General features: G+C 33.5%; 16 protein-coding genes. 7 read left to right on the top strand and 9 right to left on the bottom strand.

The window, feature by feature from the left end:
- Positions 1-41: 41 nt before the first annotated feature.
- The 8 genes from hemB to NH26_RS00430 all read right to left on the bottom strand — a co-directional run bounded on the left by hemB (position 42) and on the right by NH26_RS00430 (position 10,837).
- Complete coding sequence (gene hemB, locus NH26_RS00465) at positions 42-1,013, bottom strand: porphobilinogen synthase (protein WP_044224587.1); 972 nt, start codon at positions 1,011-1,013, stop codon at positions 42-44.
- A 467-nt stretch (positions 1,014-1,480) separates the two neighbouring features.
- On the bottom strand, positions 1,481-2,503 hold the full coding sequence (locus tag NH26_RS00460) for a hypothetical protein (protein WP_139262754.1): 1,023 nt from the start codon (positions 2,501-2,503) through the stop codon (positions 1,481-1,483).
- Positions 2,472-4,256, bottom strand: coding sequence for a mechanosensitive ion channel family protein (locus tag NH26_RS00455; RefSeq protein ID WP_052432067.1), 1,785 nt, complete (start codon positions 4,254-4,256; stop codon positions 2,472-2,474). Before NH26_RS00455 ends, NH26_RS00460 begins: the two co-directional genes overlap by 32 nt.
- A 270-nt stretch (positions 4,257-4,526) precedes the next feature.
- The gene (locus NH26_RS00450; RefSeq protein ID WP_044224593.1) at positions 4,527-4,883 is read right to left on the bottom strand and encodes an RNA recognition motif domain-containing protein; all 357 of its coding nucleotides are present in this window, start codon (positions 4,881-4,883) and stop codon (positions 4,527-4,529) included.
- 452 nt (positions 4,884-5,335) lie between these two features.
- On the bottom strand, positions 5,336-6,460 hold the full coding sequence (locus NH26_RS00445) for a hypothetical protein (RefSeq protein ID WP_044224596.1): 1,125 nt from the start codon (positions 6,458-6,460) through the stop codon (positions 5,336-5,338).
- Positions 6,461-6,462: 2 nt separating this feature from the next.
- Entirely contained in the window at positions 6,463-7,926 is a 1,464-nt protein-coding gene (locus NH26_RS00440) for an MBOAT family O-acyltransferase (RefSeq protein WP_044224598.1), read from the bottom strand.
- 168 nt (positions 7,927-8,094) lie between these two features.
- Positions 8,095-8,502: an acyl-CoA thioester hydrolase YciA gene (gene yciA / locus NH26_RS00435; RefSeq protein WP_044224601.1), complete on the bottom strand. Its 408-nt coding sequence runs from the start codon at positions 8,500-8,502 to the stop codon at positions 8,095-8,097.
- Positions 8,503-8,920: 418 nt separating this feature from the next.
- The gene (locus NH26_RS00430; RefSeq protein WP_044224603.1) at positions 8,921-10,837 is read right to left on the bottom strand and encodes an arginine--tRNA ligase; all 1,917 of its coding nucleotides are present in this window, start codon (positions 10,835-10,837) and stop codon (positions 8,921-8,923) included.
- Between the two features lie 158 nt (positions 10,838-10,995).
- Here NH26_RS00430 and NH26_RS00425 point away from each other — a divergent pair, with 158 nt between their 5' ends.
- From NH26_RS00425 to NH26_RS00400, 6 genes are all read left to right on the top strand, one after another.
- Entirely contained in the window at positions 10,996-11,790 is a 795-nt protein-coding gene (locus NH26_RS00425) for a glycosyltransferase family 2 protein (RefSeq protein ID WP_052432068.1), read from the top strand.
- 116 nt (positions 11,791-11,906) lie between these two features.
- Complete coding sequence (locus NH26_RS00420; RefSeq protein WP_044224606.1) at positions 11,907-13,088, top strand: class I SAM-dependent rRNA methyltransferase; 1,182 nt, start codon at positions 11,907-11,909, stop codon at positions 13,086-13,088.
- 301 nt (positions 13,089-13,389) lie between these two features.
- The gene (locus NH26_RS00415; RefSeq protein ID WP_044224609.1) at positions 13,390-13,995 is read left to right on the top strand and encodes a hypothetical protein; all 606 of its coding nucleotides are present in this window, start codon (positions 13,390-13,392) and stop codon (positions 13,993-13,995) included.
- Between the two features lie 591 nt (positions 13,996-14,586).
- Positions 14,587-15,123, top strand: coding sequence for a dCTP deaminase (dcd, locus tag NH26_RS00410; RefSeq protein WP_044224613.1), 537 nt, complete (start codon positions 14,587-14,589; stop codon positions 15,121-15,123).
- 1 nt (position 15,124) lies between these two features.
- Positions 15,125-15,928 (top strand): MbnP family protein, encoded by an 804-nt coding sequence (locus tag NH26_RS00405; RefSeq protein WP_139262751.1) that lies wholly within the window; start codon positions 15,125-15,127, stop codon positions 15,926-15,928.
- A complete protein-coding gene (locus tag NH26_RS00400; RefSeq protein WP_071397041.1) occupies positions 15,904-16,914 on the top strand; it encodes a cytochrome-c peroxidase in 1,011 nt (336 codons plus the stop codon). The genes NH26_RS00405 and NH26_RS00400 overlap by 25 nt, the downstream gene beginning before the upstream one ends.
- Positions 16,915-17,003: 89 nt before the next feature.
- On the opposite strand, the gene NH26_RS00395 is transcribed toward NH26_RS00400, so the two are convergent.
- Positions 17,004-17,582, bottom strand: coding sequence for a DUF4625 domain-containing protein (locus NH26_RS00395; protein ID WP_044224623.1), 579 nt, complete (start codon positions 17,580-17,582; stop codon positions 17,004-17,006).
- 329 nt (positions 17,583-17,911) lie between these two features.
- Here NH26_RS00395 and NH26_RS00390 point away from each other — a divergent pair, with 329 nt between their 5' ends.
- A complete protein-coding gene (locus tag NH26_RS00390) occupies positions 17,912-20,068 on the top strand; it encodes an FUSC family membrane protein (RefSeq protein WP_044224626.1) in 2,157 nt (718 codons plus the stop codon).
- The last annotated feature ends 9 nt before the right edge of the window (positions 20,069-20,077 follow it).

Genomic DNA, 20,077 nt, shown 5'->3' with positions numbered 1-20,077 from the left:
TTTTTAGCTACTTATAATGATAACTACAACGCATAATTATTTTACTTCAACAATACTGCTGCTTCTTTAGCAAAGTAAGTTAAGATAGCGGATGCTCCTGCACGTTTAAATGACAGTAACATTTCCATCATCGCTTTATCGTTATCTAACCAACCGTTCTGAGCTGCTGCTTTTAACATCGCATACTCTCCAGATACATTATAGGCTGTAATTGGAATATCGAAGTTTTCTGATAATGTTTTGATCACATCAAGGTAAGGCATACCTGGCTTGACCATTAAGAAGTCTGCTCCTTCCACAAAATCTAATTCAGCTTCTATCAATGCTTCTTTAACATTCGCTGGATCCATTTGATAGGTCTTTTTATCACCAAACTTAGGTGCTGAATCTAAAGCATCTCTAAATGGACCATAAAAAGCGGAAGCATATTTTGCAGAATAAGACATGATAGATACGTTGGTATATCCAGCATCATCTAAAACTTCTCTTATGTAACCAATTCTACCATCCATCATATCTGAAGGACCAATAATATCAGCTCCTGCTTCAGCTTGAGCCAAAGCCATTTTACCCAGAACCTCTAAAGTTTCATCATTGATGATTTGTCCATCTCTAACGATGCCATCATGTCCATCAGAACTGTAAGGATCCATGGCAACATCAGTCATCAACACTGCTTCAGGGTATTTTTCTTTTATCGTTCTTAAAGCTACTTGATATAAACCCTCGGGATTATGACCTTCAGTAGCCATGCTATCTTTTTTGTCTTCTCCAAGGCTTGGGAATAAACAGAAAGTGGTAATTCCTAAGTCTAAACACTCTCCTATCTCCACCACCAACAAATCCAAAGTATATCTGTATATGCCAGGCATCGATACTACTTCTTCTTTTTTGTTCTCTCCCTCAATCATAAAAAGAGGGAAAATAAAATCGTTCACTGTAATTTGATTTTCCTGCACCATTGCACGAATTCCAGCCGATTTTCTATTTCTACGAGGTCTTCTTGTCAACATAAATTTATAGTTTGTTCGAATTTATTGTTTAAGAAATTAAAATTCAAGTGATAAACGTTGCAAAGACACAAATTCTCCTATCAATTGTTAATTAAACTATTAAACAACCCCCGCAAAACGTTTAATAAACTGTGACAATCAAACACTTAACCTATTTAAAACGAATAAATAGGAGAATAAACAAACTTAAAAAGAATAGCATGAAAAATTTCATTATGATAGCTGTACCAGTAGCTTTATTAGTATTGGATTACATGATTTTCAATTCAGTGATTCATGCAGATAATGCTTCCAGCCAAATCCTAGCATCAATTGCTTTGGTTATTATGGTTATTGCCACAATAAGTTCATATCCACTTATTAAGCATAGTCACTAAAATTTAATATTTAGAGGGAGTCTTACTAGATGTTCATTAAAGTTATCGCAGGATGACAATTATAACATGATTAGTATGACTCCCTCGTTTTTATATTGTTACCGCATACACCAAAGACTTCCATAAGTTCCCTATTTTCTCCATATCACATATCAGTTCTTCTCTTTTATAATGATGAAGTTGAAACGCTCCATCGGTGGTCTTTTCTAGACTTTCCAGTTGATCCAAGCACACAAAACACCTCGAAAAAACCATTAAGGAGTACTGCATAAAAAACTTTCTTTTTGATACATTTTTATAAGGCAACCCTTCTAATTTAGATTTAAATTCTTGAATTAATTGATTGTAATAGAGCCTCACTTCTCTAATAGATCGAGTACTTGTTAATAGGGTTTGAACAGCGGCTTCTCTGTCTTTGTACACATCAAAAATATCATTACTAAATTGAGTAATTCCTCCCAATAAGTACAAAGCTTCTTTCTCTTTATCAGTTATTTGATGATGAAATGCAGAACGGAAATAAAGAAAAGAACTTCCTCCTTTAAATAAAGTCAAGTTTTTTAATTGTTGCGTAGTTAAGTTCCCTTTCTCCTGTAAAAGGCTATCCGCTTGTGCTTGATTTACTTCATGCATTAACTTGACTAAACTATTTGTATCGGGGTGATATTTGAAACTTTCTTTCAATAAAATCAAACCCAATTGTTCTGCATCATTCTGAGCATTGTAGGTATCAGGATTCATATAAAATGACTGCATGCGTTCTTTGGTCATCCCATATTCATCAAAATAATCATCTATAAGGCCTGTGATTGACGCTTGGAAAGTACTAGTATGCCTTTCTTTGGAAGTCATTCCCTTTCCTCTTAATACACAAAGTGATTCTCCTAAAATTCCGGTCACAGCTAACCCGTAATATTTTCTGATTTTATCAAAATCTTTTTTAGACAATGATCCATCATTCCTCTTTTCGAAGGGAGAAAGATAAGGCTGTAAACTTCTTTTGATATACCAATATTGATACATTAGTTGTACAACAGAGCGTACCAAAATTAATGGTAAATGGAGAATGTTTTTTAGTCGATTACTCTTTTTCTGGCGGTTGTTCTGTGGCATCGTCATTAATTCCAGGCTCTTCTTTTTCTTCCTTTTCTACAGGTTTAATCTCTTCTTTTTTAGGCTTTACTACTTCTTGCATCTTTTCAAAAGGAGGTGTAGTGATCACATTATCTTCCCTATTGGCTCTATAATGAGGCGACATGATTTCCACTCCTTCCCTACTGAAGACATCTTGTATATTCTGATGCAATCGAGAGTAAATCCTTCCTAATTTCTCAGGTTGCTTAGTATACGCATTTAATTGATAACTCACATAATAATCGTCTAAAGAAGTTTGTAATACGAAAGGTATTTCACCTGCTATAAGTCCATCAGTCATTTCAGCAGACTCTTTTAGCATTTCATGTACTTGACGCCAAGGAACATCATAACCGATTGTCACAGTAGTATGAATTATTAATTTATATCGATTAATAGGTTGAGAGTAATTAATAGTTTGGGAATCAGAAATCTTACTATTAGGTAATGTGATAATTTCATTTTTAGGTGATCGCAATCGCGTCACAAACATAGATCTTTCTACTACTTCGCCCATAACATCACCTACTTTTATCCAATCACCAATCTTAAACCTCCTCATATAAGTGATAACGATACCAGAAATAGCGTTGGTGATCACAGATGTTGAACCAATAGATAGTAATACCCCTACAAATACAGAAATTCCTTTAAACTCATTCGATTCTGCTCCAGGTAATAATGGGAAAATCATAATCACCATAAAAGTATAAAGTACAAATCGAATTATTTTCATTGTCGGCTGTACCCAATCTGGATAAAAACCGGGCACCTTAAGGCGTTCCTTTTTTATCGCTTCGGCAAATATTTTTATCAGTTCTATAAAATAATGGAAGAAACCGATGATAATAAAGATCTTTAATAAATTAGGTAGAAAGGCTAAAGCTGACTTAAAGATATCTTTGATAGGATCAATTACATAGCCCAATAGGCGATCTGAAATATCTTGTAAAGGAGGTGAGAATTGACCTACAATTGGGAGGTACAAATAAATTAAAGATAAGATGAAAGCGAAACGTAAGAATAGTAAGATATATCTTAAGAACCTCAATTGATTTTCTTCTGTAAGTACTCTTACATTCTTCACCCATATATTTTTAAACCAATTTTTCTCTACTACTTTCTTTAAAGCAAAATGATAGATTTTATTGATTATCTTAATTAATAAGATTAATATAACTAACCCAATAAAAGCATAAAAACCAGCTTTTTTCCCCTGCCCATAAATTTTATCGTGTAACGCCTTATTGATTTTATCCTTTCGATCTATCGCCAGATCTTCCCTTGACATCCCCACTCTTAAGGCATCTAATGTATCTATAGAGTGTATTATTTTATCATTATATACCAATTGATAATGATCTTCGAATTCAGAGAGTTCTACAGAATCAAAAGAAAATAAGGAATGTTCTGTTATGTTTCGAATAGAATCAGATATGGCATGTGCTCTTTTAAAAGCTGACATGTGCCCCTTACTATGGACATAAAAAATTGTATCAGCAAAAGGGGCTACAGGAATCCCCTTTTTTACAAATCGTTGTTTTTGAGGTTGATCCCCTTTCACCAAAGAATCTAACCGACTAATTTGATCTCGTAAATAAGTTCTATAAATAGAATCAGCAATAATTAGACTTTGAATTTCTTTATATACTTCTGCTTCTTTCTTACTATTATTTTGAGCAAAAGCACAAAGAAAACTGGTTGTTAAAAGTAAAGTAAATAGTGTTCTCATTCTACGATTGGGTACTAAACAGGAATTCTTCTTCGGGTTGTTATATCAATAGACATCTATCAATTTACAGAATTTTTATGGCAAAAAATAGACTCCAATACAATTATCTACAAAGGGGTAAAATTTGAAGAAGATAACATCCTCTTAAATTTGAGGTCCACTACATCCAATAAACAAAATCTTTCAAACAAGAAAAAGGCTATCTCACTTTCGTGAAATAGCCTTTTTAAATACGAATAATTTATATAGATCAACTATACTAGATAGTGATTAATAATCGTTACCATATCCGCCTCTGTTATAACCACCACCTTGGTTATAACCACCGCCACGGTTGAATCCGCCGCCGCCACCACGGTTGAAGCCACCACCTCTAGAGTTTTGCTCTCTAGGTCTCGCTTCTTTAACTACGATTGTACGATCGTCTAATTCCGATTCATTCAATTGGTTGATAGCGTTCATGCCTTCCTCTTGGTTAGGCATTTCTACGAAACCAAATCCTTTAGATCTGTTTGTTTCACGATCAATAATGATTTTAGCTGAAGAGACTTCACCAAAACCTTCGAACAAGTTTCTCAAAGTGTCTTCTTGAGTCTCGTAATTTAATTTTGCTACAAAGATATTCATCTTACAAATAATAAAAATAATAAAAACATGAGATGAAATATCAAAAGTTTGAACAATTTAAAAACCAGTCGGACTAACTTTAAAACCAAAAAAACAAGTTTGTTATCTAATCTCATCCCAAATGTAAGAATAATAATTGGTTAATTTATACTTTTATCCTAAAAGATCTTCATTTAATGATTTTTTAATAAACGATTCATTTTCAAAAATATAGAAACTTACTTTTTGAAAGATATAAACTGTAACCAGGTTTAGTTATTGACATTTTGAAAAACCTCTCTCAGAGGTGCTAAAAAACTAAGGGTGATAGAAATATGAAAGTAAAATCAATGATGGACTCTCCATAAATTGCTTATTCAATAAAAAAACACCAGAGCTAATTCTTAGCCAAATATTAATTTGTTAAAAGATCTTTCTCATCAAATAGTGTAATCACTATTTGAAACTTTTTCTTAATTCGGATACACTTTCAATGGATTTACTGCATTTTCTAAATCCTTCTCCAATCGGTTTTTATTACAAACTTGATTGAGTATGGATTTTTGTTGAAGCATTTGGATTAATAATCGTAGATACATCTTCTCCCCGCCATGAAAACCATCTAAAACTTCTGTATCTGTCGCTCCAAAGTTTGACATATCCTTAAAATCATAACATTCGAAATTAAATTGTTGAAAAAGAGGTTGAATTTGAGGATATATTTTGTCGATGTATTGATAGTTTCCGGATATACACATCTTTTGATTAACAACTTTAGCAAAAGGAGGTAAAATACCGACTACTTTTATTTCATGCTGTTGGCAAAAAGAAAGTAGCATATATAAATCGTTATATGCATTGAGATCTAACTTAAAGGCATATTCAAAATTCATTTTACCCTTATCTATTCTTTTAAAGGTATCTGAGAATTGATAATCATAAACTTCTTGATTTTGATGGAGTAAATGATAAATTTGATACCCATAGTACTTACTTCCATCGTTTCTAAAGCCTGTATTATAAACAGTCGCATTAATCCCAATCCTAGTAAAATGCTTATGATGTCTTTGTAATAGCAATTGCCTTTCTTCAATAAGGTATTTCCATGATTTAGAAAGGTTGTGCATACTTGGTAAATAAGAGACCGTACTTTCCCAAATTGGTTTTTGAAAATAATGACTATGAATTTTGTTCGTTTCTGGGTTAAACATCCATTGATCTAATCCTATCAATAATATTTTGGGATACTTCTCTTCAGGTAAATGTGTCAAAAAAGGGAGAAAATCTCTCATCTTCTTAATTGTGAACCCTGCATTATAGAAACTAGTCGTAAACATTTCACTTCTGAATTGTAATACTCTAGACGACCCTAATACGAGTACTTCCTTTCTATTTTGCTTTAAGAGTGATTGCCACTTTAAAAATTTGTAGTTTTCCTCTTTCATGCCGAACCCAATAAGATAAGGTTCATTAGACTGAATAACTGGATCAAGGTCCGTGAATATTTCTCTTGTCACCATCAGAAGGCTAAGTGGCGGAATGAAGAAAAATAAAGATAACCCTAAAAAAAGAGCGGTATGTATGAGGTATTTCTTCATAATTAAAATTGAAAATAAATAAATTCTTGTTCGTCTCCAGAATACATAAAAATGAATATCAATAAGCAGTAGTAGAATCCGAACCTTATTATTCTAGGCCAAGTGGTTCCGAACTTTTCAAGGGTATGTCTTTTCTCTCGGTTTATCCATTCCATCCAAAGAAAGATCACTATCAAAAGAAATAATTTTTTAATGGATAATGATGTAGCATCAAATAGTTGTTGGGTAGGAATTATATTTCCTGAAAATGTAAACATCCCTTGTAAATATTGAAAGGCATCCGTTAAGGATTCTGATCGAAAAAAGACCCAAGCAATCAATGTTAAGAAAAAAGTGAAAGACATTTGCCCAACTTCTTTGATTGACGGAAACCTCCTATTAGACGCTACAATAGTTAAGTGGTTTCGATTTAATTGAAATAGCACTAAGGGTAAAATAAACAATGCGTTTAAGGTTCCCCATATAATAAAGTTCCATGAAGCCCCGTGCCAAAAGCCACTTACAATAAAGATGATAAATACATTTCTTATTTTTTGATAGGTTCCTCCCCTGCTTCCTCCTAATGGTATATATAGATAATCTCTAAACCAAGAAGACAAGCTGATATGCCACCTCCTCCAAAACTCTGCGATGTCTCGAGAAAAATAAGGAGTAGAGAAATTTTGCATCAGTTCAAAACCAAATAACCTTGATAGACCAATAGCTATATCAGAATATCCAGAGAAATCTCCATAAATTTGAAAACTAAAGAAGATCGCCCCTAACCACAAAGAAGACGTAGAGTAATCTTCATAATTACTAAATATCAAATTAGCATATTCGGCACAATTGTCTGCGATGACAACTTTCTTAAACAATCCCCATAAAATTTGTCGCATTCCATCTGTGGCCTTATCATATGAAAAAGCTCTTCCTTTTTGAAACTGAGGAAGTAAGTGATTTGCTCTTTCGATAGGCCCTGCCACTAATTGAGGAAAGAAACTAACATAGGCAGTAAAAGATATAAAGTCTTGGGTTGGTTTTAGTTTATCTTGATATACATCCAAAGAATAACTTAAGGTTTGAAAAGTATAAAAACTGATACCTACAGGTAAGATTATGTTCAATAACAAAGGATCAGAGGGAGTTTGACCAAGAATAGTAAAAGCATCAGTAAATGATTTTGAGAAAAAATTAAAGTATTTAAAAAAGCCTAGAACACCTAAGTTGACAAAAAGACTTAAATACAACCATTTTCTTTTTAATCTTTTATTGGTTGATTGTCCTATTTGTTGTGCGATCCAGAAATCTGATACTGTACTAAGAAAAATCAAAATTAGAAACCTCTCGTCCCACCAACCATAAAAGACATAGCTACTTATCACCAAAAAAATATTTTGATGTCTCGTATTTTTCTGAAAGGCAAACCAATACAGTAAAAATACAATAGGAATAAATAAGGTGAATTCTAGTGAGTTAAATAGCATTTTTGACAAAAGGGTTTTAGCCTTAACATCACCACGTCAAAAAATCATTAATAGTTCAGGGTTATTGGTTTGTTACTACTCCAACTATAAAAAAGAATACGATCACCTTAGTATTTATTTAAAATAGTAAAGTGATCGTATTCAACAGATTAAATCGTTTAATTATTATTAAGCGACTTCATTTCTGACCTCAATTAATTTCGGTTTTTTATTATCATCTATGCTTACATAAATAAACATTCCTTCTGTCACCAAATAATTAGCTACATCATCGTGCCCTTCTAATAAAGGTTTTGCCCATACTTCTAAATGGATTTTCATAGAGGTTTTCCCCAACTTCACGACTTCCCCATAAATACAAACTGCATCTCCTACAGCTACAGGCTTATGAAAAGTCATTCCATCCACAGCTACCGTAACCGTTCTCCCTCTAGCCGTTTCTTTCGCTAAAATCCCCCCAGCAATATCCATCTGCGACATTATCCAACCACCGAAGATATCTCCATTAGCATTGGTATCAGCAGGCATAGCAAGTGTTCTAAGGAGTAAGTCTCCTTTTGGTGTTTGTTGTTTCATAGTATTGTAAAAGTTAGTGTTTAAGTGTAATTATTAATCGCACGTGTTTTACAAAGGTAGTGAATTTTAACGAATGTTAATCCCAGGGGATAAGTAATAGGTAATAACGAATAGGTAATAAAGAGGTTTAAGTTAGGAGTTAGGAGTTAGGAGTTAGGAGTTTCTCGATATACGCTCCTCTTTATGGGAACACTCACTTGGTTACTAACCTGTTTATAATTTTTATATTAGTCTTGAAGCAAAAAGTTATTAGTTATTATCTATTACTTATAAAAAAATGGCAATACCATCACTGATATTGCCATCTATTATTATCTAATTAATAGTGCACTAACTCCTAACTTCTACCTCCTAGTTCCTAACTCAAAAACAGGTTAGTGACGGTATTATAGTTATTATCTATTACTTATTACCTAAATTACATTCTCTCAGGAGATTGCACACCGATCAATGCTAAAGCGTTATTGATTGCTTTTGCAGATTGTGCTGACAATGCAATTCTGAATGCTTTCTTTGCCTCATCTTCTTCGTTGAAGATTGGAGACTCTGAATACACTTTAGAGTATTGCTTCGCTACATCAAATGCATAATTAGCAATAATTGATGGTGCATAGGCATCTGCTGACTCTGTGATTTTATCGTTCATTTTACCTAAAAGAGCCACTAAATCAGATTCCGCATTGGATAACTCTGTAAGGTCTTTGAAAGTAGAAGTAGTATAATTAATACCGTCTTTATCTGCTCTACGTAGTAACGCTTGAATTTTAGCGTGATTGTATTGAATGTACACACCTGTATCTCCTTGGAAGTCAATTGACTCTTGAGGATTGAAAAGCATTGTTTTCTTAGGATCTACTTTCAATAAGTAATATTTAAGAGCACCTAGAGCTAATTGCTTGAACAATACACTTGCTTCCTTATCAGAGAAACCATCAATCTTACCAGATTCTTTTGTACGTTCTTCTGCTGTGTCGATCATCTCTTGGATTAAATCGTCTGCATCTACAACAGTACCTTCTCTTGATTTCATTTTACCTTCAGGAAGTTCTACCATACCATAAGATAAATGATAGATACCATCTGCATAAGATCTTCCTAAGTGCTTCATGATGGCTTTCAGTACTTTGAAGTGATAATCTTGCTCATTACCTACTACATATACTGACTTAGTCATACCAAAATCTTTGTATTTCAAGTCGGCAGTACCCATATCTTGTGTCATATACACAGCAGTACCATCCCCTCTTAATACTAATTTCTCATCCAGTTTTTCTTTCTTAAGGTCAATCCAAACAGAATCGTTTTCTTTCTTGAAGAATACTCCGCTGTCTAAACCTTCTTGAACAATATCTTTACCTAATAGGTAAGTTTGAGATTCGTAGTATACATTATCAAACTCCACTCCCATCATTTTGTATGACTGAGCGAAACCTTCGTATACCCATCCGTTCATTTTCTCCCAAAGAGCTACAGTTTCTTTATCCCCTGCTTCCCATTTACGAAGCATTTCCTGTGCTTCTAATAAAAGAGGTGCATTTTTCTCTGCATACTCTAAAAGAGCTTTAATATCTTTTATTTGAACTTTTTCCTCCTCTGTTAAAGGAATTTTATTCTTCTTAGATGCACCCTTTGCCTCAATCGCTTTTTTTAATGCTTTCACATCTTCTACAGCAGATAAAGAAGGATAATCGCTTTGTTTGTCAGAAATCAATTGAGCAATCTCTTTTTTGTAGGCTTTATCAAAAGCTACATAGTAATTACCCACTAATTTATCTCCTTTAACTGTAGCTGATGGCGTTTCTCCGTTACCAAACTTTACATAAGCTAACATCGATTTACAGATATGAATACCTCTATCGTTCACTAAGTTTACTTTCTGAACATCATATCCCGCAGCATCTAGAATCAAAGAAACAGAATGACCTAGGAAATTATTTCTTAAGTGACCCAAGTGCAATGGTTTGTTTGTATTTGGTGAAGAATATTCCACCATTACTTTCTCTCCATTACGAGCAACCCTACCATAGTTTTCGTCTTCTACTAATTGGGCTAAAGTTGTCACCCAAACAGAATCGCTGATAACTAAGTTGAGGAATCCTTTTACAATATTAAAATCTGCTACGGCATCTACATTTTCTTTCAAGTAGTTACCAATAGCTTCTCCAATTTCTACAGGATTTTTTCCTAACTGCTTTGTCAAACCAAAAGTGACAAATGTAAGAGATCCTTCAAATTCCTTTTTTGTAGGTTGAAGTGCAATGCGTGAAGCTTCTAATTCTACACCGTAAAGTGATTTTACCGCTTCTGCAATACCATTTATGATAAGTTGCTCCATTCTTTATTTTAATCAAAAATATTCTTGTCCAATCGACAACCTGCAAAAATAAAAATAAAGCGGGAAGTTTTTAATTTCTGAACGCTATTTTAATCACTTCTGCATTTAATATATATCAATTTATATTTCAACTTCTATCTTTCTCCTATCTTTGCAGCATGGCAAAAGTAAGTATTATCACTATTTCCTGGAATTGTGAGAGTGAAATCGAAGGCACTTTGCAAAGTGTCATCTCACAAGATTTTTCCGATATGGAGTATATTGTTGTAGATGGAAATTCTAATGACAATACACTTCCGATCATTAATAAGTATAAAAATAATATTGATGTATTGGTTTCTGAACCCGATAAAGGGATATATGATGCCATGAATAAAGGTACTCTTCTCGCTTCAGGTGAGTATGTGATATTCATGAATGCTGGAGATCAGTTTTATGATGCTCAAACCTTATCTACTTTCTTTAAAAAAGTGGTTGATCAGCCTGATTTAATTTATGGTGATCATGAAGTGGTCTATGATCATTTTGTCAAAATCAAAAAAGGAGGACAACCAAATGACCTTTGGAAAGGAATGATTTGTAGTCATCAAGCCATTTTCGTCAAGAGACAGCTACTTATTGAACATCCATTTGAATGGAAAAACTGGAAGATATCTGCTGATTTCCATTTCATCTATAATCGATTTATTGAGGGATGTTCTTTTCAACATATATCAATGAATGTAGCCAAATATGCGGCTGGAGGTTTGAGCGAAACAAGTTCTATCCCTAGTAAATTAGAAACTTGGGCTATTGTGAAAGAGCATAATCAGTCTCCAGAAGTGGATGCTTATTACTCCAAACTCATTCGTTATGAAAAACTTGTCAATATCCCTCGAAAACTACTTGGGCCAAAAGCGTTTGAATTTTTAATGAAATTGAAGAATACTCTTTCGGGTAAAGAAGTTCGATAATAGTAGTAAGAATTTTGAGTTTGATTCATATTACCATTTTATTGATAGAACTAATTAAATCTGCAAAGTAGATTATTAAGTTATAATCCTTTAGTAAAAAGAAAAAAATTACAGCAATGCAAAAGATATATATAAAGAAAAATAAATTAAAGGCGTTAGATAACCGTCACCCTTGGATCTATTCGGGAGCAGTGGAGAAAATGCCTGAAGAACTTGAAGATGGTGATATTGTAGAAATCGTTGTCGGAGAGAAATTATTGGGTTATGGCTTTTACGCCCCAGGTAATCAAATTGTTTGTCGTGTATTCGAATACACAAGAAGACCGACAGAGGTGACTACCCAAGAATATTGGAACAATAAAATAGCTTCTGCTTATGCATTAAGAAAAGCCCATGTACTCACAGATGAAACCAATTGTTTTCGTTTGATTCATGGTGAAGGCGATTTCTTCCCCGGTTTAATTGCGGATGTTTATAATGATCTTGTTTCTATTCAAATCCTTATCAAAGGTGTAGATAGAATTGCTCCTATGATTATTAAAGCGATACAAAACTTAGGTTTTGAACGTATTTTCAATAAATCGAAAGAAATTTCTAAACGCTTAGAAAATGTTGAAACACCCAAAGGGTGGTTAACAGAAAAGCAGGGAAGTCCGAAAGTAGAAGTACTAGAAAATGGGGTCAAATTTTGGGTTGATGTAGAAACTGGTCAAAAAACAGGATTCTTCTTAGACCAAAGAGATGCTCGTTCTTTAGTAGGCCAGTACTCTAAAGATAAAAAAGTATTGAACACCTTCTCTTACAGTGGCGGGTTCTCAATGTATGCCCTTAAAGCAGGTGCTACATTGGTTCATTCTGTTGATGCCTCTAAATCTGCAATTGAATTGTGTGATGAAAATGCAACACTAAATGGATTCGACAATGGAGAACACACCGGTTACTGTGCCGATGTTTTTGATCATCTTAACGCCATGGAAAGCAATGACTATGATGTTGTCATTCTTGATCCTCCTGCCTTTGCGAAATCATCTAAAGTATTGACTAAGGCAGCGAGAGGTTACAAACAACTGAACCTTAAGGCATTCAGAAAGATAAAAAAGGGCGGTATCCTTTTCACTTTCTCATGTTCTCAAGTTGTGGATAAAGTACTTTTTAGAAAAATCGTATTCCAAGCAGCTGCAGAGGCGCACAGGAATGTAAGAATCCTTCATCAAACATCACAACCAAACTGCCACCCTATTAATATTTTCTATCCTGAAAACGAGTACTTAAAAGGACTTGTTCTTCATGTAGAATAAAACGTTTTTTAGGTAATAACTAATAGAGAATAACTAATACCTTTTTTATGAATAACTGTAGCACTCGACTAGGGAAATAAGTTAGGAATTAGGAGTTTATTCTCTATTAGAAAGAGTTATAGTAGATGACAACATCAGTATTGGTGTTGTCATTTTTTACAAGTAATATATAATAGGTAAAAACTAATAATTCTTTAGGAGGTATTTATTTGATGTTATTACACTTTTTTGATAATTTGAAATAGTAAAATTAGGGTAATAAAACTATCACCACTATTCTTTTTAAACTTCGATTTTAATCATGCAAACTACATTCAACATCGACTTCCCTTTTGAATCATGGAGAAATATCTATGAGCAATATGCTGACAATAGTTGTGATTTCAACTTTAAAGAGTACAGAATTTCTCGTATTGATTGTGACTATCAATTTGAAATCATATTTGAAAAAATCAGATGTACATTTATAGCCAAGGATTTACAACATCACAAAAATTCTAACAAAGGAAGTTCTAGAGAAATGGTTTTTGAAATCTGGATGGAAACACCAGAACCCTTATTCACTTTTAATCTTAGACCTAAACTTACAATCATTCAGATGATCAATAAATTGATTGGTAGAGATGTAGATATTTCGCATCTCCAATTAGGCCGTAATTATCAATTAAGTGGTAAAAAGAAGTATATAAAGCCCTTAGTTCCTTTTCTAGAATTTGTAAGTGATCATCCTGCAAAAATCTTTATTACTAACGATTACGTTGACCCTGAAACTGCCAAACACTACCTCAGTATCTCATTTGATCAATGGCTAACAGATGAAAAGGAAATAATAAAAATGACACATCATGCGAAAGATTTATACATGGCCTATCTTCAACAAGCAGTATTAAAAGAAAATGGGAAATAGCATACCTATCAAAGATTACATAATTTACCGCATAAATAAGTCCCTTGATTAGCCCCCTCTATTAGTTACTACTTATTCCATATTAATTAATTAGCGTCTACGCCATGAGGAGCGTATAAATAGCTCCTAACTTCTAATTCCTAAATACTAACTTTAATTAAGTAACAGTTCCCTATTAGTTACTACCTATTCCCATTAATTAATTCGCGTCTACGGCATGAGGAGCGTATAAAAAGCTCCTAACTTCTAATTCCTAAATACTAACTTTAATTAAGTAACAGATCCCTATTAGTTACTACTTATTCCCATTAATTCGCGTCTACGGCATGAGGAGCGTATAAAAAGCTCCTAACTTCTAATTCCTAAATACTAACTTTAATTAAGTAACAGTTCCCTATTAGTTATTACCTAATACTTATTAGTTATTTAGTTATTCCTTCTTTCTTACATCAATATTTCCTAATAATCTCACTATTTTAGTATTTAATAATGCTTTATTCTTAATTTTAAATTTTCGTTTTTTGATAGCAAAATATTGTTATCTTTATTATATAATTCCACTTTTAGTATTGCCTTGAGCAACACTATCTAATGATACTTTCAGACACACAAATATTACAGGAGATTGAGGAAGGAAATATTCTTATTGAACCATTTGATAAAGAAGCCTTAGGAACCAATTCTTATGATGTCCATTTAGGGCGTCATTTAGCTGTATATAAGAACGATATTTTAGATGCTAAAGTGCATAATGAGATCGACACCTTTGAAATTCCGGACGATGGCTTTGTGCTATATCCTGGTAAAATTTATTTGGGAGTAACAAAAGAGTATACGGAGACGTTGGCTCATGTGGCTTTCCTAGAAGGGTTATCAAGTGTTGGCCGATTGGGGATAAGTATTAATGCAAACTCCCGAGCAGGTGATGTTGGTTTTTGTAATACTTGGACCTTAGAGATTAGCGTTGCACAACCAGTCAAATTGTATAAAAACATGCCAATTGGACAGTTATTTTATATCAAAGTGGATGGTGACATCAGAAACTATTATCACATAAAAAAAGATGCAAAATATAACAATAGGAGCATGAAGCCTGTTGAATCTATGATGCATAAAAATAAATTCTAATATGAAAATTGTACGTTATTTTACTCTTCTCGCCTTTGTGATTTTTATGTCGTGTGAAAAGCACAAAGAGAATTTTGATGTACCCGGAACAGGACAAATCACTATTAAGCTTAACCTATTACATGAACTATTAGGAAATACTATTCCTTTAAATTATCAAACTCCTTATCAAAATGCGTTAAATCAGACTTACTTTTTTGACGATTTCAGAATGTATATTTCTAATATCACACTTAGAGATACTACAGGAACTCATTATTATAAAGTACCCGAAAGTTATCATTTAGTTGAAATGATTGACAATCCTGATACAGCAATTGTCATCAAAGATTTACCAAATAGTTATTATACCGAAATCAATTTCTCTGTAGGTGTAGATAATAACGCCAATTATAGCACCGATCAAATTGGGGATTTAGACCCTGCCAATGGTATGGCTTGGGATTGGAATACCGGATATAAATTTTTGTATTTAAAAGGGGAAAGAATACTTGCTGATTCTACAAGAAGAGGCCTTGTTTATCATATTGGAAGTGATGCCAATTACAGAACTATTCGATTTACAAACAAAGAAATCTCTTTGGATAGAAATAATAATTTGACCATCAATTTAGATGTTCATGTTGATTATATTTTTGGCAACAAAAACCTACCAGAACAAACTAATCCAGACGTAGGACCTGTGAATTATTATATTGATTTAAATGATGATTCATCCAACGATACGATGTATGGACCAAATACTCAAAAAATTGCAGACAATTACGCACAAATGTTCGAATGGAAAGAAATTACAGTAGAATAATCGCCTATTTAAGCTGTATGATGATATTAGGAGCTTGTGGAACTTCAAAAAAAGAAGATCCACAAGCTTCTGTCATTTCATACCAAAATATTCCTGATCCCAAAAGGAATTTGATGACCGAAGAAAGGGTAGCTTTAGGGAAAATGCTTTTTAATGATCCTATTCTTTCGGGAAATGGTAAAATTGCATGTATTGATTGCCATGATCAAAAATATGGTTACGGAGAAAATGTAGCATTAAGTACCAATGGTATTACAGGAGAACCTCTAAAAAGAAATAGCCCACCCCTCATCAACATTGCTTGGGCTAATGGATGGTTTTGGGAAGGTGGAGCTAAAAATATTGAATCGCTAATATTTGGTCCCTTGACGCACCCCAATGAAATGGGTGCAAATCTCAAAGAAATGGTGAACACTTTAAATGATCATCCCGAATATCCAAGGTTATTCCAAAAAGCTTATCAAACAAAAAAAATTAAAAGTGCTTACATAGCAAGAGCTTTAGCCGTTTATTGTAGATCCTTAATAAGTAACCAATCTCGGTACGACCAATACCTAAGAGGAGAAATCAATTTTTCTTACGATGAGTTAAAAGGAATGTCTCTTTTTCAAGCAAAATGCGGAAGTTGTCACCCCTCTCCTTTCTTTACCGATTTCAATTATCACAACATAGGTTTAGATAATGTTTTTCCAGATACATTAGAAGGACTGTACCAAGGTAGAGGACGAATTACATTGGAAGACAACGATATGGGAAAATACAAAACACCAACCCTAAGAAACCTTTTTGCCACAGCTCCTTATATGCACGATGGTAGGCTTCAAACGCTAGAAGAGGTATTTGATCATTATGAAAATGGAGTGAAAGATTATGTTAGTTTGGCTCCTCAGATGAGAAAGGGAATTTCCACTTCTGAAGAAGAACGAGAAATGATTCTAACTTTCTTAAAAACACTGACCGATTCCACTTTTTTAGGATTAGAATAGTTTTTCTTGAACAAAAAAATAAGGGACTGTTTTGAAACAGTCCCTTATTTTTTTGTCTCATTAAAAGACAACTTTATAGTTTAAAACTATTACTGATGATCATGCTCTTCAGCATGTACTTCTACAGTTAAAGCTTTTTGAGTTCTTTGACCTTCGCTATCCACTAGGAATAATACAAAGTGATAATCACCTTCTTTTACAGGACCCGTAACACCATCTTTTGTCCAAGTAGTAGGAACATCGATATGTTCGTGGAATTCATATTCGTTAGGGAAATCTCCAGCAGCAGTTAACGCATAGTTGTATGCACCTTTTGCTTCTGCTTCTTCAGCACTAATTCCAAACCAGTAAGTATATTTTTGTGTCCACTGTACACCTTCTTCAGTTTCAGTAGTTCTCTCGTTAGAATGTTCATGACCTGCTCCCCAATGCACATCTATTTGAGCATAATTTAATTTAGTACCTTTAGTATCTGCCTCAACAACAGCTTCTTCACCAGGAACAATGTGAGCGTGATCATCTTCAGCTAAACGAGCATGATCGTGATCATCATGACCAGAAACAGTATAATTTTCAATTGTTGGAGCTGGATTACTTTCGTCTTTATCGTTGTTACAAGAAACAAAACCAATTAACGCTAAAGCAAGGATAAGATATTTGATATTCATATTATAAGTTTATTAATTTATTGCAATACTGTCGCAAGTAACAACAAGGTAATAGAATTTGCAACTCATTTGCATTTATATTTAACGTATTTAGAAATTTTAAGGATTGAAATTACTTGTTAAAGAAAACTAACAAAGATTTTTCAAGATGAAAATAATATCATAAGTTGCTTGTGGAGGTGTATAATATCCGATATTTGTATTTTGGAAAAGCCTTTTCCAAGTTAAATCATATTACATACCACTTTAAATCACCTATCGTTTTCATTTCTTGTATGAATCGAATTAAACAATTTACATCTAGCATTTATTTTTCAAATGGCTTACGCATGACGTGGTGCATCATTGCTCCATTAATTGTGGGTTTACTTTCAGGACACATCGCCGAAGGTACTAATATGGCTATTGGAGCATTGTGCGTTGGGTTATCTGATTCACCTGGAAATATAAAAGAAAAAGCGAAGGGTTTAATTGGAGGCGCTTTTATAAATTCTATTGCTTCCGTTATCATGGCGTTGTTAATGCCGTACCCTATTTTTGCTGGGATCTATTTATTTTTAACCGTATTTGCGTCTGCAATCATGAGTGTTTTTGGCAACAGAGCCACCATGATAGGAAATAGTATTTTAATAGCGGTCAGTTTAGGTGTGGGGTTTGGATTACAGATCAGTACTATTGGTATCATGGGAATATTTCTACTTGCAGGAGGAATATGGTATACCTTTAACTCTTTACTTCTATGGCAAATTCGTCCTTATGCTAGTATTGAAATGATATTAGGGGAATGCTATGTATTGATGTCTGATTATTTTAATACTAAAGCTTCCTTATTTACAGATCCTGAAAACACTACAACACAAAATAGATTATTTGATTTACAAACTAAGATTGACCATAAACAAGAAGAGGTTAGAACCTTATTATTAGGACAACGTTCTGCTTTACAAGGAGCAACACCTCTTGGCAGGTCCTTAATATTAATGATGCGAGCCTCTATTGATATCTTCGAAAAGGCATCCGCAACACATATCTCTTATCAAGAATTACATCAACATTTACATCAAACGACTTTACTTTCTGATATGCAAGATGTTTTCTCTAAAATGGGGAATGAACTTAAAATTTTAGGCAATGCTATTACTAGAAGAAAGAAAGTAGATTTCATGAAAAGGCATCATCAAGAATTAGATGCTTTACAAGATAAATTCGAACGTATAAGAGATGATCATCAAAGAAATATTCCCATTGATATTCTAGCTGAAGTAAAGAATATCATGAGAAATTTCAATCGTATTGATAGAACAATATCCGAAACATCTACTTACACCGATACTAAAAACACCGATAATGCTGGTTTTACTGAAGGGGTAAATCTCCCTCTGTTTAGAACTCCAATGGAAAAAGGAACATTAACCGATCATTTTACCATTAAATCTATTCACTTTAGACATGCTTTACGTATTGCTATTGCCATGTTATTAGGAATGGGGATTGCCCGATATTTTGAATTGGATAGAGGTTATTGGGTTTGGTTATGTATTTCTGTTATTCTAAAGCCCTCTTTTGCTATTACCAAACAGCGCATGTTACACCGTGTTGTTGGTACTATCTTAGGAATATTGATTGCACTAGGTATACTCGACATTTTCAATTCTCCAATTGTCTATATCATTTTATTGATCCCTTTTGGTATTGGTACATTTGCCACTCTATCCAAAGATTACCGTACAGGAATCACCCTACTTACACCTTTTATATTGTTGATGATTTCTTTGTCTACACCATTTACTTATCAATTGGCTATTACCAGAGTTTTAGACACAGCCATAGGTGGAATCATTGCCTTTGTGGTCAGTAGTTTGATATTTCCTGAGTATGAAATCAGAAAGATTAAAACTAAACTATTAGAGGCGGTAGAAGCCGACTGTTATTATTTTTCTGAAGTAATATTAAGTTATACGGGAACGAAATCATTTGATCAAAATAACTATCGATTGGCAAGAAAAAAGGCGCAATTAGCTAATGCTAACTTATCTGTGAGTTTCCAGAATATGTTAGGCGACCCCAAAAGTACACAACTTGAAGGAGGAAACCTTTATGCTTTTATTGCTTCAAGTAGAATGTTGTTTGCCCACACAGCTACCTTGTCTGCTAATGCAGAACGTCTTTCTAAAAAATACACCTTCCCCGAACTGCTTCCATTTGTAGACTGTATCAAAATGCAGTTAAATAACATTGCAATAGCGATTAAAGAAGAAAAGGAAATTGAAGTCCAACCCAATATGTCAGATCACCTTTCTTTTTTAATAAAGAAAACGGATGAACTTACTTCTATTCGTGAAAATGAAATAAAGGTAGGTATAAAATCATCTCCTGTTATCAAGCAACTACCTGATCATATTTTAATTACAAATCAATTACTTAGAATATCTAAAAACGTGAAATTTATGGGTAATTACCTTAATAAAATGGTGCAAAACCTTTAATCAATTCAT

It is taken from the genome of Flammeovirga pacifica (genome assembly GCF_000807855.2).
Classification (GTDB): Bacteria; Bacteroidota; Bacteroidia; order Cytophagales; family Flammeovirgaceae; genus Flammeovirga; species Flammeovirga pacifica.
Note: the sequence above shows the minus strand (reverse complement) of the source record. Positions and strands in the feature narration are given on the sequence as shown.

What these genes read in the sequence shown, in the direction of transcription:
- NH26_RS00405 (WP_139262751.1), top strand. Translation starts at nt 15,125, where the DNA reads ATGAAAATTGTACGTTATTTTACTCTTCTCGCCTTTGTGATTTTTATG.
- NH26_RS00415 (WP_044224609.1), top strand. Translation starts at nt 13,390, where the DNA reads ATGCAAACTACATTCAACATCGACTTCCCTTTTGAATCATGGAGAAAT.
- NH26_RS00430 (WP_044224603.1), bottom strand. Translation starts at nt 10,837, where the DNA reads ATGGAGCAACTTATCATAAATGGTATTGCAGAAGCGGTAAAATCACTT.
- NH26_RS00420 (WP_044224606.1), top strand. Translation starts at nt 11,907, where the DNA reads ATGCAAAAGATATATATAAAGAAAAATAAATTAAAGGCGTTAGATAAC.
- NH26_RS00450 (WP_044224593.1), bottom strand. Translation starts at nt 4,883, where the DNA reads ATGAATATCTTTGTAGCAAAATTAAATTACGAGACTCAAGAAGACACT.
- hemB (WP_044224587.1), bottom strand. Translation starts at nt 1,013, where the DNA reads ATGTTGACAAGAAGACCTCGTAGAAATAGAAAATCGGCTGGAATTCGT.
- NH26_RS00440 (WP_044224598.1), bottom strand. Translation starts at nt 7,926, where the DNA reads ATGCTATTTAACTCACTAGAATTCACCTTATTTATTCCTATTGTATTT.
- NH26_RS00390 (WP_044224626.1), top strand. Translation starts at nt 17,912, where the DNA reads ATGACGTGGTGCATCATTGCTCCATTAATTGTGGGTTTACTTTCAGGA.
- NH26_RS00395 (WP_044224623.1), bottom strand. Translation starts at nt 17,582, where the DNA reads ATGAATATCAAATATCTTATCCTTGCTTTAGCGTTAATTGGTTTTGTT.
- NH26_RS00455 (WP_052432067.1), bottom strand. Translation starts at nt 4,256, where the DNA reads ATGAGAACACTATTTACTTTACTTTTAACAACCAGTTTTCTTTGTGCT.
- NH26_RS00425 (WP_052432068.1), top strand. Translation starts at nt 10,996, where the DNA reads ATGGCAAAAGTAAGTATTATCACTATTTCCTGGAATTGTGAGAGTGAA.
- NH26_RS00445 (WP_044224596.1), bottom strand. Translation starts at nt 6,460, where the DNA reads ATGAAGAAATACCTCATACATACCGCTCTTTTTTTAGGGTTATCTTTA.
- NH26_RS00460 (WP_139262754.1), bottom strand. Translation starts at nt 2,503, where the DNA reads ATGCCACAGAACAACCGCCAGAAAAAGAGTAATCGACTAAAAAACATT.
- NH26_RS00400 (WP_071397041.1), top strand. Translation starts at nt 15,904, where the DNA reads ATGGAAAGAAATTACAGTAGAATAATCGCCTATTTAAGCTGTATGATG.
- yciA (WP_044224601.1), bottom strand. Translation starts at nt 8,502, where the DNA reads ATGAAACAACAAACACCAAAAGGAGACTTACTCCTTAGAACACTTGCT.
- dcd (WP_044224613.1), top strand. Translation starts at nt 14,587, where the DNA reads ATGATACTTTCAGACACACAAATATTACAGGAGATTGAGGAAGGAAAT.